The sequence below is a fragment of the Rhodothermus marinus genome (genome assembly GCF_009936275.1).
GTDB classification, from domain to species: Bacteria; Bacteroidota; Rhodothermia; order Rhodothermales; family Rhodothermaceae; genus Rhodothermus; species Rhodothermus marinus_A.
The window spans coordinates 1,295,373-1,310,176 of sequence record NZ_AP019797.1 but is presented as its reverse complement, the minus strand read 5'-3'; the positions used below and the strand labels follow the sequence as shown (position 1 = coordinate 1,310,176).

At 61.3% G+C, this 14,804-nt stretch carries 12 protein-coding genes and 1 pseudogene; 5 read left to right on the top strand and 8 right to left on the bottom strand.

Features of this window, described 5'->3' with window-relative positions; genetic code table 11:
- Positions 1-5: 5 nt before the first annotated feature.
- The 5 genes and pseudogenes from GYH26_RS05725 to GYH26_RS05700 form a co-directional block, all read right to left on the bottom strand.
- Positions 6-659 (bottom strand): hypothetical protein, encoded by a 654-nt coding sequence (locus GYH26_RS05725; protein ID WP_161540836.1) that lies wholly within the window; start codon positions 657-659, stop codon positions 6-8.
- On the bottom strand, positions 656-1,423 hold the full coding sequence (locus GYH26_RS05720; RefSeq protein WP_161540835.1) for a hypothetical protein: 768 nt from the start codon (positions 1,421-1,423) through the stop codon (positions 656-658). Before GYH26_RS05720 ends, GYH26_RS05725 begins: the two co-directional genes overlap by 4 nt.
- A complete protein-coding gene (locus tag GYH26_RS15070; protein WP_206751742.1) occupies positions 1,420-2,751 on the bottom strand; it encodes a restriction endonuclease subunit S in 1,332 nt (443 codons plus the stop codon). Before GYH26_RS15070 ends, GYH26_RS05720 begins: the two co-directional genes overlap by 4 nt.
- A 118-nt stretch (positions 2,752-2,869) precedes the next feature.
- Complete coding sequence (locus GYH26_RS05705; RefSeq protein ID WP_161540834.1) at positions 2,870-4,216, bottom strand: AlbA family DNA-binding domain-containing protein; 1,347 nt, start codon at positions 4,214-4,216, stop codon at positions 2,870-2,872.
- A 3-nt stretch (positions 4,217-4,219) separates the two neighbouring features.
- Positions 4,220-5,803 (bottom strand): annotated as a pseudogene (locus GYH26_RS05700) (N-6 DNA methylase).
- Between the two features lie 358 nt (positions 5,804-6,161).
- Here GYH26_RS05700 and GYH26_RS05695 point away from each other — a divergent pair.
- From GYH26_RS05695 to GYH26_RS05680, 4 genes are read left to right on the top strand one after another with little or no spacing between them, the layout of a single operon-like run.
- Positions 6,162-8,201, top strand: coding sequence for a TonB-dependent receptor plug domain-containing protein (locus GYH26_RS05695; protein ID WP_161540833.1), 2,040 nt, complete (start codon positions 6,162-6,164; stop codon positions 8,199-8,201).
- Positions 8,202-8,221: 20 nt separating this feature from the next.
- Positions 8,222-8,893: an HmuY family protein gene (locus tag GYH26_RS05690; RefSeq protein ID WP_161540832.1), complete on the top strand. Its 672-nt coding sequence runs from the start codon at positions 8,222-8,224 to the stop codon at positions 8,891-8,893.
- A gap of 20 nt (positions 8,894-8,913) precedes the next feature.
- Entirely contained in the window at positions 8,914-9,813 is a 900-nt protein-coding gene (locus tag GYH26_RS05685) for a sirohydrochlorin chelatase (protein ID WP_161540831.1), read from the top strand.
- Positions 9,814-9,827: 14 nt separating this feature from the next.
- The gene (locus GYH26_RS05680) at positions 9,828-10,175 is read left to right on the top strand and encodes a hypothetical protein (protein ID WP_161540830.1); all 348 of its coding nucleotides are present in this window, start codon (positions 9,828-9,830) and stop codon (positions 10,173-10,175) included.
- Here the strand turns inward: GYH26_RS05680 and GYH26_RS05675 are convergent, their stop codons facing one another.
- Entirely contained in the window at positions 10,176-11,126 is a 951-nt protein-coding gene (locus GYH26_RS05675; protein WP_161540829.1) for a cobalamin-binding protein, read from the bottom strand. It lies immediately after the preceding gene.
- A 133-nt stretch (positions 11,127-11,259) separates the two neighbouring features.
- Between GYH26_RS05675 and GYH26_RS05670 the strand changes: the two genes are divergently transcribed.
- Positions 11,260-11,643: a PAS domain-containing protein gene (locus tag GYH26_RS05670; protein WP_242006610.1), complete on the top strand. Its 384-nt coding sequence runs from the start codon at positions 11,260-11,262 to the stop codon at positions 11,641-11,643.
- Positions 11,644-11,648: 5 nt separating this feature from the next.
- Here GYH26_RS05670 and GYH26_RS05665 read toward each other — a convergent pair whose 3' ends face one another.
- Both GYH26_RS05665 and GYH26_RS05660 read right to left on the bottom strand, forming a co-directional pair.
- Entirely contained in the window at positions 11,649-12,269 is a 621-nt protein-coding gene (locus GYH26_RS05665) for a DUF2179 domain-containing protein (protein ID WP_161540827.1), read from the bottom strand.
- Positions 12,270-12,412: 143 nt separating this feature from the next.
- On the bottom strand, positions 12,413-14,797 hold the full coding sequence (locus tag GYH26_RS05660; RefSeq protein WP_161540826.1) for a glycoside hydrolase family 3 N-terminal domain-containing protein: 2,385 nt from the start codon (positions 14,795-14,797) through the stop codon (positions 12,413-12,415).
- Positions 14,798-14,804 lie beyond the last annotated feature (7 nt).

The following is a 14,804-nucleotide window of genomic DNA, read 5'->3' as shown; positions in this document are numbered from 1 at the left end:
CCATCCTAGGTAAAAAGAGTGACGAATCCCACGAGAAACTGCTTGTTACGATCTTGCGTACGGCTGATGCCGATAACAAGTTCGCGTCGACTGCTCTCGGAAGCAATAACCCAGGGGGTGCCCCCACTTTTAGCGTAGCAGGCTAACGCAATATTTTCTAACACCCAAGGCAATTGTCTTGCATCACGCAACTTCTCAACTGTCACAATCTGGTTTGGGATACCGTTGCCTAGGAGTTCTTGCTTGATGATTCGATATAGGTCTCCATCCTGTGAAGTGATAAGAATTAACGCCAGATCTACGTTGCCCTGACACGCCAAGTCTCGGATTGCACTCTGTACTTCTTTCTCATTCTCTACAGAAAGGGGATATTCTCTCTCTATGCTTAAAGAGATTTTAAAGAGGTTTTTAAAGCCTCTAAACGATCCGTGCTTGGATGTATAACCGTTCGTTAGCCAGCGTACCAGCGTAGTCTTTTCTCTATCATACTGAGAAGGGAAAATCACAGCAGCGCGGATACGATCTTTACCCAGGATGTCAGAGTCGTAAGGGCCATAAGTTTTTAGTCCTTCCCGTGGGTTGTCATGCTGAGCAGAGGTTGATGAGTAATTAAATCGCAGTGCTGGCGGCTTAAGCATTTCACCTGTAAAAGTGCTCATTGCTCCTCACCTCCCAGGATGATTCGGATAGGCTTCGCGTGAATCCGGGCCACCCCACCGCAAGGCAGTTCAAACTTTGAATGTCTTTGGATGAAAGGTAGTATATTCTCCCGGAATCGCTGACGAGCCACTTCGGTATTGATCCTATTGCTACCCGGCAAGTATTCTCCTTGAACTTTGCCAACTTCAATTATCGCATTGTACCCATATCGCTGCCTGATCTGGCGCATATTGAGCGACTGATTTTCATCGTCCCGCAGTGCCCAAATAATGTCCACGATCAACCCGAAGGCAAGCTGTTCAGAAACGATGTCTTTCCAGAAGAAAGCACGCAGGTCATACCCTTGATGCACGCGAATCCCACTACCGGCAACTTTTTTGAATTGGTTCGGGTGATAGAGTTGCCAGCGTCCCTTGATTGATTCGGAGCGTTCCTTTGGAAAAAGAGTCTCATAGCCTTCCTGCCTAAGTAGGTTCACTATCCCTTCGACGATTAGCCAAGCAGCCAATCTGGGTGTTTCTCTAAGCCTGACCTCAGTTTCCTGAAACCCCTGATCTTTCAAAATGGCTTTGTCAGGGCCGTAGCCATATACGATTTTTCCGTCTGGATAAACCCACACTTTGTGGTTGTTGATCCTTTCACGAAGAGGTCGCAAGTCGGTCCACGATGCCCTATTAGCTTGAACCATAGGAATGGGGTCGTCCGGCAACGTCACGGGAAATACATTTAGGTAAATGCCAGGGTCTAAATGAATAGGATTCATGGTTCCAAATCCTCCTTGCTAAATCCTTTCACGAATTCCTCGGGCAGGCGAATCTTGGCCGTCATCAGGTGGTGCAGCAGGGTCTTGAAGAGCGCCTCCAGCGCGGCTTTTTTCTTCTCCTCGGCCTCGATGCGGGCGTCCACGGCCTGCAGCATGCGGGCGATTTCCTGCTGTTCGGGGAGCGGGGGGAGGGGGATAGCAAAGCTTGCCAAACGACTTCTTGAGAGATTGGGAATCGTGGTTTTATTGCTTGTACCAAGATAAAGCCCCAATAAAGTCATCGCTGTCTGCATCCAATACATTACAAAACGGGGCTCAACATCCTGGCTCTTTGCGCGCAAGCGGTGAAGGTGATTCTGGTAATACACGTCTTTTAATTGCCCTTCCCAAATGGCTGTACGCCCAACATCTCCACCTTCGCATACAAGCAGATCCCCTGGCCTCAATGCGTACTTCTTCTCTTCCTCCTCGCTAAAATCCATTTGATCCAAATTTGACAAGTCAAGACGTCCCCAAAAGACATTGGCAGTTCGCAAAAATGGACGCGGTCGTAAGCCTTTGTCCTTTTTGCGAGAAAGTGCCTTACCTTGTTGGATATCAAACACCTCCTCCAACCTAACCACCCGCCAGTGGGCGGGGAGGGGGCCGATTTCAGTCTCCTGCAATTCCACGCGTTCAATGGCGTCCACGGGCACAGGGCCGTAGGTGAAAAGATGCCGCATTAGGCTCTTTTTCAATTCCCGCAGAACAGTAATGACCCGCTCCGTAGCTTCCTTACTCTCCTGAACCGTGCGCAGAACATAAGCAATAGCCCGCTGTTCGGGGAGAGGGGGGAGGGGGATTTTTGTTTCCTTTATCTCGCTCAATCTAAGAGTTGGATATCCCTCTGCCTTGGTCTCAGCGAAACGTACGTTCCTCAGAGCATAAAAAGCAAAGAGACCAAGCACACGGCTCTCATCAGGTAACACTGCACATAAATGACTCACAAGGTAAGCATCAACGGGAAGCATTGCTCGTTTCTCAAGGCGGATAGCGGCCCCGCTTTTGGGGAAAACAATAGTCCCTTTCGGAAAGAGTTTCAGCTTGTACCTTTTTACGGCTTTATCGGTGATGAGATCCCAGCGGCGTACCATATCATTGTCAACATCAAGGTGTTGTACTCGTACGAAAGGATAAGGGCCACCAAAATAGCGGTTACCTTGCGGCGCCGAACCCCCTGACGCAATCGTTGCCACCTCCCCCAACCTCACCACCCGCCACTCCTCGGGCAAAGGCCCCAGTTCGGTCATCCGGTAGCCGGGAGGTATATCTGAACGCTCAGGCATCATGCTTTTCCTCCATCGGGTTGTTTGTTGCCCCTTTGACCCGTTTTTGACCCCTTTGAGTCCTTTTTGAGCCCTTATTGGAATCTCCAAGTAATCGCCAAAATCGCCAAGAAAACGCCAATTAATCGCCAAAACTCCCCAGCACATACCTCGTTGCCCTCCCTTTTCCTTTAACCCGCAACACCTTCCGTTTGACCAGCGCCAGGAGGTCTTGGCGGGCAGTTTCGTCCGACACACCTGTCAGACTTCTGTAGTCACGATTCGAGATCTCCCCATGCTCCTTCACATACAGCACTGCCCTGATCTGCCGCTCGTTCAGGCCCAACTTGCGTAGCCGCTCCGGGGTGTAAGGGTCCTTCAGGAAGGTCACCCGAAAGCCACCCTGCCAGTTCGCAAACTCGGGCTCCGGAAGCCCTTGCTCCCGGCAGAGGCGGACGATGCGCGTGGTGCCCGTGCCCCAGCGTTCGATGACGCCGGCAAAGTAGAAGGCCTGGGCGAGAAGGGGATTACGAAGCACCGACGAGTGGGGTTGATAGAGCTGCTCAGGCGTAAGCGGCGACGGCAACTCCCCCGGACTCCAAACCTCCAAGCGATCTTCCTCCAAACGGATCTGGATGTCCGCCGGATAGGTGTAATCCCGGTGGATGAGGGCGTTCACCACCGCCTCCCGCAGGGCCTCCAGCGGATATTCCCATGTCTCTTCACGCTGTAGCCCCGCTAAAGACGGCTCTTCCACCCGGATGGCGAAACGCACCTTGAGCACCTGGCGAAAGCGCGCCATCACCCCGTCTAACTGCTCCCACAAGGTGCCCGTGAAATCGTGGCTATCCAGGATCTCATCTCCCCGGAAGATGCCGACGCGCACCTGCGCCTGGGGAAAGAGGCGCTGGGGCCGCTTGCCAAAGAGCAGCACCCCCGCGTTCTTCAGCCGCTTCCCCTCTACGAGGTTGAGGTTGCGCAGCGTCCCTTCGGGATCGGAGGGATCGAGATGGGGAAGCCTCTCTCGAGCCAGGCGGGCAAAGGCCTTCAGGGCTTCCGGATCCACCTCCTCCAGCGACCAATCGCTGGGCAGCCCATCCCAACTCCTCCCGGAACGCGTGAGAATGTGGCGGGCCAGTTCCTCGGGCGAGAAATCGCGGTTTGTGGTGCCCACGCGGCGGAGATACCGCCCCTTGTAGGGCACCAACCCCGGGGCCGGATCTACCCGAATTTCCACCACCGGCAGGCCCTGCATCTCAATCACGCGAACCGACGGCGTGATGCCCAGATGGGCGGCGATGAGGTTGGCGATGCGCTGGAGTTCTCGGTCATCCGCTCGCGTGCCCACAACTTCCCCATCGTCTCGGACGCCGAGGAGGAGCCTACCGCCTTCCGTGTTGGCGAAGGCCGCCAGATCCTCCAGAGCCCGATCGGTCCATTGCCTTTTGAACTCCAGGGTTTGGCCTTCCGTAGCCTCAAGCTTCTCCATGCGCTATGTCCCCTTGCCTTGAAGCCCCAAAACTCCCAGCACCTCTTGTAGGCGGTGCTCCATCTCGGTGCGCTCTTCTTCCGCTTCGCGCAGCAGCACCATGGCCTCTTCCAGCGGCAGGGTCTCCTAGGCGCCGTTTTGGGCCACGTAGCGGCTGGGGCTCAGGTTATAGTCGTTGCGGGCCGCCTCCTCGTTGGTGATGATCGCGGATACGCCCTCCTCCGCTTTCCATTCGTGGTACAGCCGGGCGATGGTCTCGATGTGTTCGTCGGTCAGGTAGTTCTTGGGGCGGCCCTTAGCAAACCGTTTGCTCGCGTTGATGAGCAGGATCTCGCCGGGGTGGCGCTTCTGGCGGTTGACCACGAGAATGATGCCCGGCGCGGTGGTGTTGTAGAAAAGGTTCTCCGGCAACAAGATCACCGCCTCGATCAGATCGCGTTCCACGAAAGCCTTGCGAATGTCCCGCTCGCGGTTGGAGCCCTGGTTGCCGCTGCCCCGGCTCACCGCACCCGTGTCCAACACCACCGCCATACGGCCCTCCTCTTTCAGCGAGGCCAGCATGTGTTGCAGCCAGCCCCAATCCGCGCTGGAAGCGGGCGGGATGCCCAGGTGAAAACGTTCGTAGGGGTCGTTCTCGTACAGATCCGTAGGAAAGTTCTGGTTCCACATGGGATTGGCGGTGACCAAATCAAAGGCCATGAGGCGGCCGGTCTCATCGCGAAAGGCGGGGTGGCGCATGGTGTCGCCCAGGCGAATGTCGGCCTCCATGTCGTGGATCACCGCATTCATGCGCGCCATGGCGAAGGTGGCCGGGTTGATTTCCTGGCCAAAGAGTTGAAGCGGCGCATGATGGGCAGGCAACCGGCGGTGGCCGTTTTGTTCCTCTCCATGGGTCTCCAGCAGGCGGAGGTGACACTTGATGAGCAGCCCGCCAGATCCGCAGCAAGGGTCGTAGACGGTCATGCCCGGTTGGGGCTCCAGGATGCGGGCCATGAGCACGGCCACCTCGCGCGGGGTGTAGAACTCGCCCGCGCTCTGGCCCTGGCCCTCGGAGAACTTGCGCAGCAGGTACTCGTAGGCGCGGCCCAGGATGTCGGGTTCCACATCACGCAAGCCCAGGCGATGGCGAGAGAGTACGTCCACTAGGCGGGCCAGGTACTCATCTGCCACGATCCGCTGCCCTGCCGTTGTCGCGTTGAAGTCGACGATGTCGATAACGCCCTGCAGACGCGGGTTCTCGCGGGCTACGGCCCGCACGGCATCGGTGAGGAACTGGCCCAGGCCGGCCTGGCCACGGGTACGGATGGCTTTCCAGCGGGCGTTTTCGGGAATGTAGAAGCGCACCGAGCCGCCACCACGGGCGATGATGCCTTGCTCCCGTTCCTCCTCAACGATACGTTGTGCTACCTCTCGGCTGCCGTACTCCTCGGCCAGACGGTCCATCTCATCCTCAAACACGTCGGAAAGGCGCTTGAGGAAAACCAGCGGAAGGATGTAATCCTTGAACTTCGGGGCATCTACGGGGCCGCGAATGGCACAGGCGGCATCCCAGAGCCAGGTTTCGAGCGTGGAGATATCAAGGGCCATGACTTTCGGGTTCGGGTTCGGTTACGTGACTTCCTTCAACTAAAGAGCTGTCCGCTTAAGTTAAGGGCAGCCTTGCACTTTTTCCAGCTGCACCACTCTGAAGAAAAGCGTCCGGGCGCTCGGCTGTCCCTACCTGCCCTATCCGGAATCCATCAGGCCTGCGCTGCTTCCAACGGCTGCAGCTCCCAGGGCTGGACTTCCAGCAGGGCAGATGCGAGGCGGTCTGGGAAAAGCATCGGAGCCCAAACAACAGCCAGCCGGCGCTTACCCCTTTTTTACCATAGCTTCACATATCCCCACTTTTACATTCATTTACCCAGTTTTATTATTTAGACCAAATCCAAATAAGTTGTCTCTTATGAAACTCCTGTTGTTGCTACTGCTCCCACAGGTTGCTATCGATACAACCCGGGCGGTGCCGCTGCCGCCTGTCGTCATCACCGCTACGCGTTCCATGCGGGCCGTGAGCGATGTCCCGGTCCCCGTGCAACTCGTCCCGGCCGAAGCCATTCGTCGGAGTGGTGCTGCTCGCCTATCGGATGTGCTGGCCGAACAACCCGGCCTATTGCTCTTCGAAGATCATGGCACTGGTCTCATGATCCAGGGCTTTGAGCCCGATTACACGTTGCTGTTACTCGATGGAGAGCCGGTCATTGGCCGCACAGCAGGTACGCTGGACCTAAAGCGTTTCACTGTACAGGGCCTGGACCGCATCGAAATCGTACGTGGTCCCACGTCGTCGCTTTACGGCAGTGAAGCACTGGCTGGGGTGGTTAACTTGATCCGGCATCGTCCCGAAGCACCGATGGCCACTACCCTGCACGCCCGTATGGAAAGGTTCGGGACTTACCAGCTCGGCGCTACCAGCGAACTGCGACGCAACCGCCTGGGCGCCACCCTGCTGCTTGACCACTACCGCACCGAAGGCTACGATCTGGCCCCGGAAGTTTTTGGTCCTACTGCTCCTGCGCTACGCGACTACACGGCCGACGCTTACCTGACCTGGGACCTGCCCCGCCGTTCGCTCCTCTCGCTGGCCTTCCGACGCCACCAGCAACAGCGCCGGAGCGCCTTTGCGCTGGACGGCATCCCCCACGACGAAACCTATCGCCAGACGGACTGGAGCCTGCATCCCCGCCTGCAACAGCAGCTCACCCGTCGTCTGCGGCTCGACGCGTCGCTCTACCTGACCGGCTACGAAACGCGCACGCGCATGACCCGTCGGCAAGACGGCGCGCTGTACTACGCGGATCGATTTTCCCAGGCCTACCGCAAGCTCGAGCTGCGACTGCAGCAGCTTCTGACCGATCGCCAGCTCCTGACGCTCGGCGGAGGCGCTATCGAAGAAGCACTGGAAGGCGACCGCTACGCCGGACGCGTCTCGGCCCGGAGCGGCTTTCTTTTCGCCCAGCACGAATGGACACCCCGCCGCTGGATCGAAATGGTCACGGGCTTTCGCTTCGACGCCCACAGCGACTACGCCAGTCGGCTCAGTCCACGCCTGGCCGTACTGATTCGTCCCGCCGGGGCCTACCGGCTGCGCGCGTCGATCGGCAGCGGCTTCAAAGCGCCCGACTTTCGCCAGCGCTACCTGGTTTTTACGAACGCGGCGGCCGGCTACAGCGTGTTTGGCGTCACCCGCTTCCGGGAAGAACTGGCGCGGCTGCAGGCCGAAGGCCAGATCGCGCGGCTGCTGATCGATCCGGATCGCGTCACCACGCTGCGACCCGAAAGCTCCGTCGCCTTCAACCTCGGGGGCGAGGCGACGTGGTTCGACGAGGCGCTGGCGCTGTCGCTCAACCTGTTTCACAACGAAGTGCGCGATCTGATCGATACGCAACCCGTCGCCCAGAAGACCAACCAGGCGTTCGTCTATTCCTACTTCAACCTGGACCGCATCTACACCCGGGGTCTGGAAGCCACGCTGACGGCGCAGCCCGTGTCGGCGCTCACGCTCAGCCTCAGCTATCAGTACCTGGAGACGGCCGATCGCGACGTGCTCGAGGCCATCGACGCGGGACGGCTGTACGGGCGCACGGCGTCGGGCCGCGATTATCGCCTGCAGCGCAGCGACTACGGCGGACTTTTCGGGCGCTCGCGCCACAGCGGCACGGTCCAGTTACGCTGGCAACCCACTTCGCTCGGACTGACCGTGGCGCTTCGCGGCGTGTGGCGCAGCCGCTACGGCTACCGCGACGTGGACGGCAACGGTGTGCCCAACCGCGCCGACGAGTACGTGCCCGGCTACAGCCTCTGGCACCTGACCGTCGGACGTCGGCTGGGCCGTCACCTGGAGCTTCAGGGCGGTGCTTTCAACCTGTTCGATCTACGGCGTCCGGCGCTGATGCCCTTCCAGCCCGGTCGCCGCTGGTTTGTGATGCTCACCGTTCATGTGTAACCTCAAACCCGAAGCGAACCATGCCCACACGAACCTTCCTGCTGCTGAGCCTGACGCTGGTCCTGCTGCTGGCTGCCTGCGACAGCAGCGAACCGCTGGATGAAACCACGCCGGTCGAGGCCGTGCGGGTCGAAGACCTGCCAGCCGATCCCACCACACCGGATCCTCAGACCGGACGGCCGGTCGGCACCGGACGCTACACGTTCTTCAGCCTGCGCACCGGCGAGATCGTGCTACGCTACGACGAGCCGGACCGAAGCGACTCGGCTTCGACGGCCTGGGACCTGGCCTTCCAGGGCACGAACATTTTGATCAACGGCGGCACGAGCGGTCCGGGACAGGGCGGCGCGGTCGTGCTGGAGGTGCCTTTCGACGAGGTGACGGAAGCGCCGACCGACGATCAGTTCCGGGTGGACGGCGTGGACGAATGCCCCAATGGCGTCAAGCGCGCCATCTGCCCCGGCTCCGGCAACGGCTGGTACAACTACGATCCCACCACACACATCGTCACTCCGATTCCCGGCCGCACGATCGTCGTGCGTACGGCCGACGGTCGCTATGCCAAGGTGCGGATCCTGAGCTACTACAAAGGCGCTCCCGATCCCGGTGCCATCGATCCCGAAGCCAATCCTTCGCGCTACTACACGTTCGAGTACGTCTTTCAACCCGACGGCTCCCGTCGTCTGCAATAACCTGACCGGAGGGCAAAGCCATGCTGACACTGCTTTTGATCTGGAGCACACTGATCTCTACGCCCGACAGCACGAAGCCGGGCCTGCTCGTGATGGCGCACGGTGGCCCCCCGGCGTGGAACCAGGCCGTGCTCGAAGCGGTGGCGCCGCTGCGGGCCGGACGGCCAACGGCCGTCGCGTTCGGGATGGCCGATCCGCACACGCTCCAGCAGGCACTCGACACGCTGCAGGCACTGGGTGCCCGCCGGGCCGTGGTGGTCCGGCTGTTCATGGACGGCGCTTCGTTCAAGCACCAGACCGAATACCTGCTGGGATTGCGTCCGGACCCGCCCGCGCGCTTTCTGCTGCATCGCCACGGTAGCCCTGACGGGCACCACTCGGAAGGCCCACCACCTCCGCTACGGCACAACCTGGAACTGGTGCTGAGCGAGGCGGGCCTGATGGAAGCGCCCGAAATCGGTCCGATCCTGGCCGATCGGGCGCTGGCACTCAGCCAGAATCCCAACCGGGAATCTGTGCTGCTGCTGGCACATGGCACGGAAGACGATGTGCTCAACGCCCGCTGGATCGTGGCCATGGAGCGCCACGCGCAGCTCATCCGCGGGCTGGGCTTTCACGCCGTACGCGTCGAGACGCTGCGGGAAGACTGGCCGGCGCTTCGCACCGACGCCGAGCGACGCATCCGGGCTTTTGTTGAGGCCGAAACGCAGGCCGGCCGCACCGTGCTGGTCATTCCGTTCCGGGTCTACGGCTTCGGTCCCTACCGGAAGGTGCTGGACGGGCTGACCTACCGGGCCGACGGAACCGGCCTCTTGCCGCATCCGGCCATCACCGCCTGGATCGAGCGCCAGTGGGAGCGGCTGAGCCGTCAGGCCGGCTGGCTGAAAGAGACAAGCACGGCGCTGCGTCCCACCCACTGAAACCACCGAAAGCCATGCATGCAGCCTCGGCCGAACGTCCGTACCTGTTCTGCACCGAGCACGGCTACGTGCTGCGCTGCGCCTGCTGCGGCCGCTTCGAAGTGGCCCTCGGACGATTGCTGCTGCAACTTTCGCCCGAGTGCTTCCAGGCGCTCTGCGAACGCGTGCGCTCGGTCCCCCTCGACGCCTGGGAGCCCGGGAGCCTGTGCGCGCTGTCGCTGACGGGACGGCTGGAGGCGGCCGACGTGCGCTACGCCTGCACCCGCGCCGAACTGATCGAGCTGCGCGAGCTGCTGGAAGGCGCGCAGGCCATGCTGGAACTGGAACAACTGCTGCGCCAGACGCTTCGGCGTCGCAGCTGATCAGGCCAGTGCGGTCTCCAGCGTCTGCAACTCCCAGGGTTGCACGTCGAGCAACTCCGGCGAAAGCCGGTCCGGGTGCAGGCAGACCGCCACCAGTTCGATGGAGCGGTACAGGCGGGGTCCCGGACGGTTGAAGTAGGCGTGGCCGTCCAGCACGAAGACCCGTCCTTCCTGCACGGCCCGCAGCGCCTGCCATTCCGGTCGCTGCACGAGCTCCGGCAGTTCGCGTGCAGTCTGGGCCACGGTAAAGCCACAGGGCATAAGCAGCAGCACGTCGGGATCGGCCGCCTGCAGTTCGGCCCAGGTGATCGTGCGGGAAGGCTGGCCTGGCTCGGCCAGCACGGCCTGTCCGCCGGCCATCTCCACCACGTCGGGCATCCAGTGGCCTGCCACGATCAGTGGCTCAATCCATTCGATGCAGGCCACCCGCGGGAACGCGGACGGATCGCTACGGCGACGCAGGCCGAGAAAGTCCCGAAGGTGGCGCAGGCGCTTCTCGGCCCGGGCCAGGTAGCTCATGGCCTCGTGCAGGCGGCCGATGTGGCGGCCGATCTCCAGCGCGGCATCCAGCACCTGCTTGAGCGTCTGGGGCGCCATGGCGAGCACCTGCGGCCGGGGCGCCGGCCAGTCGGCCAGCCCGGCTTCCAGTTCCGAAACCGACACAGCGCATACCGGACACTGTGCCTGCGTCAGAATCAGATCCGGTTGGAGCGCACGAAGTCGCTCCCAGTCGATTTCATAGAGGCTCAGCCCCTGCTCCCATACGGTGCGGACCTGGCGGTCGATTTCGGCCGAGGTGCCCCGGGCATCGACCCGCGGGCGGGTCAGCACCGGCCGATCCAGAATTTCCGGCGGAAAGTCGCATTCATGGGAGCGTCCGACCAGCGACGCGCCTGCCCCGAACGCACAAACCCATTCGGTGGCAGCGGGTAAAAGCGAGACAATACGCATGGAGATACCTGTTGGACCGAATGTTTTTCACACGGTTCGTAGCCGGAAGCGCTTGCGTCGGCGCCGACTTTGTCGTACGTTCTAACTGCGTAACCCTGCGCATGGTTTGGTAAGGAGGGACGCATCTATGCCCATGGAGACCATAAAACCAAAATCGGCTTCCTCGATTCGGAAGCGCTTTCAGCAGCAAGAAACACTGGATCCCCGGCTTCCCATGCTGCTGCTCAACGCGGACGGCGACATCCAGCACATAACTCCGGCCGCCCGTATGCTGCTCGAATACCCGGACCGGCAACCGCTCGACCCCTGCTTTTTCACGCACGTGCACAGCCGCAACCTGCAGCAGGTCTGGCACGATCTGGCCGCCATGACCCGCCAGCGCAAGCAACAGGCCTCCTGGCTGCTCCGGCTCCGCACCGGACGTGGCCACTGGCGGTGGTTCCAGGTGCGCGCCCGCAACCTGCTGGCCGAGCAGGACGGCATCCTGCTGCTCCTGCAGCCGCTTCAGCAGGCCTGACGGCCTCAGCGGCGCCGAACCAGCCAGCCCAGCAGCATCCGCGAGCGGGAAGGCAACGTCTGTAGCCGCGTCAGGAAGGGAAGTTTGCGGCCACCCGGCCGCACATAGCCTCCCTGAATGGCGCGTACTTCCTCGATACTGATGAATACGTTCGGGTCCACCTGGCGAAGCAGCTGCACCACTTCCGGCACGTGCCGTCGCTCGACGATCAGATCCAGGATCTCGACCACATCTTCGCGGCCGCGCCCCTGCACTTCCGTCACGCCAAAGCCACGCTCACGCAGCAGCTGGGCTGCCAGCGCCCCGCGACGCTCCGTACCATTCCGGAAAATAGCCCGCACCACCCGTAGCCCGATGGCAAACCGCTCCTCCAGCCACACGCCCACGTAGTTGCCCGTTGCAAATCCGGCCGCGTACCCCAGCACGTGCCAGATGGAATGCAGATGCTGCAGCGCCTGGCCGACGGCCATCAGCCAGACGAGCACCTCAAAGAAACCGATCACCGCCGCCCGGCCCCGATAGCCGCGTACGGCCAGAATCATGCGAATCATCGACATCGATACGTCGACGATCCGCAATCCGAAGATCAACAGGGCACCCCAGGGCGATGCGAACCAGGCCTCCATCGAAGCACGCCGTGTTCAGACCGCGCCGGCAAACGACGGCTTCGCCCACAAGTTCATGCCAGAACTTGCAGCGCGCGTAAAAAAACAGGGTCGGCCTCCCGGACGGGAAACCGACCCTGCTACCGGGGCCGCGCAGCCGGACCTCAGGGCCCCAGATTGCAGTCTTCGGTGATTTCCAGGGGCACGCTGATCAACTCCTCCGAATTACCCCCCACCAGCACATCAAACCATCCCGCCTCCACTACCCGCTCCATCTCCAAGCCGTAAAACGCAAACGCCTCCGGCCCCAGCTCAATCTCCACTACCTTCCGCTCCCCCGGCCCCAGATGCACCCGACGAAATCCCTTCAGCTCCTTCACCGGTCGCGCCACACTGCTCACCCGATCCCGAACATACACCTGCACCACCTCATCCCCGGCACGATCCCCCACGTTCTCCAACTCCACCAGCACCCGAACCACTCCACATCCCCCCACCCGATCCGGCTCCAACCGAACGCTCCGATACGCAAAACGCGTGTACGACAAACCATACCCGAACGGGAAAAGCGGCCGACTCGTACCGTCCACGTAGTCCAATTCCTTGCTCGGCTTGTGACTGTAATAGGCCGGAAGCTGCCCCTCGTGACGCGGTATCGTGATCGGCAAACGGCCCGCCGGATTGTAATCCCCCAGCAACACCTCCGCCACCGCACGACCCGTCTCCTGACCCAGATACCAGCCCCACACGATCGCTCCCACCCGGTCCACCAACTCCGTGATCACGTACGGCTGCCCGCCAATCACCACCAGCACCACCGGAACCCCCGTCGCCGACACCGCCTTCACCAACTCCTCCTGCTGACCCGGCAACCGCAACGACAAACGATCTCCAAGATGGTTCACCGCCCAGGCCTCGCGCGAAGTCTGCTCGTTGCCGCCAACCACCAGAATCGCCACATCACTCCGACGGGCCAGCGCGACCGCCTCCTCAATGCGTCGGCGGTTGGATTCCGGATCGGTCCAGACCACCGTGTCGGCCACCCAGCGCGGATAGGCGCGCTCGCCTCCCAGATGCGGCTGGGGTTCGTCGGTGAAGACCGAGTCTTCCGTGATCCGAACTCCCTCCGCATACAACACCTCCGCCTCCCCACGCAACCGCTCACGCAATCCCTCCAGTATGCTCACCGTGTAACGCGGACGCCCCGAATATCCCCCCAGCAACACCTCCCCCGCATGCGGCCCAATCACCGCCACCCGATCCAACCGACCCGCCTCCAACGGCAACAACCCGTCGTTCTTCAACAAAATGATCGCCTCGCGCGCCGCCTCCAACGCCAGCGCCCGATCCTCCTCCGACGCGTTCACCCGCGAAGCCTCCGCCTCGTCCACATACGGCTCCCCGTCAAACAATCCCACTGCAAACTTCGCCCATAATAACCGACGAACCGCCTCGTCAACCGCCGACTCCGGAATCAACCCCTTCTTCACCTGCTCCAGCAATACCGGGTACACATCGTAGTCCGGGAGTTCGATGTCCACCGTGGCGGCCAGCGCCCGCCGCGCCGCCTCGGCCTCGTCGGCTGCTACATGATGCTTCGTGATGAGCTGACGAATCGCAAACCAGTCGGAGACGATGACGCCGCGGAAGCCCCACTCGCCCCGCAACACATCCCGCAACATCCACGCGTTCACATGCGACGGTATCCCGTCAATCTCGTTGTACGAAGCCATCACACTCAGCGCATGCGCCTTCTCCACAGCCTCCCGAAACGGATACAAAAACACCTCCCGCAAATGACGCTCCCCGAAAAACACCGGCGCCACGTTGATCCCGCTCTCCGGCTGACCATGACCCGCCATGTGCTTCAGCGTCGCAATCACGTGACCCGGACCCACCGGCGGAACCCGACGGCCCTGCAACCCCCACACGGCCGCCTTCCCCATCTCCGCCACCAGGTACGGATCCTCCCCAAAGGTCTCCTCGATTCGACCCCAGCGCGGCTCCCGACCCACGTCCACCACCGGCGCCAGCACCTGATGCACCCCGCGCGCCCGCACCTCCCGCGCAATCCGCCCGTAGACCCGCTCCACCAGCGCCGGATTCCACGTGCTCGCCAGCGCAATCGCCTGCGGATAACTGGTCGCCTCGGCGGCCTGAATGCCGTGGAGGGCTTCCTCGTGGAAAAGCACGGGAATGCCGAGACGGGTGTTTTCTTTGACCCAGCGCTGGATGGCGTTGGTGAAGGCGGCCGCCTCGCGCGCCGTCTGGAAATACTCGCTCGGCCGCTCGATGCGGCCAATGCCCAGTTTGAACCATTCCGGCGCCCGGCTCGGATCGAAACGGTTCTGCTCGTCGACGATCAACCGCTTCGTCTGCCACATGCTCAGCATCTGGGCGACTTTTTCTTCGAGCGTCATGCGGCCGAGCAGGTCCTCGACGCGCACTTCGATGGGAAGCGTCGGGTCCAGATACGCCGGTCGCTCCTGCGCTGCAGCTTTCAGATGCAGCAAAAGCATTACGCCAAGAAAAACAAGAACCTGCCTCATCGTTTTC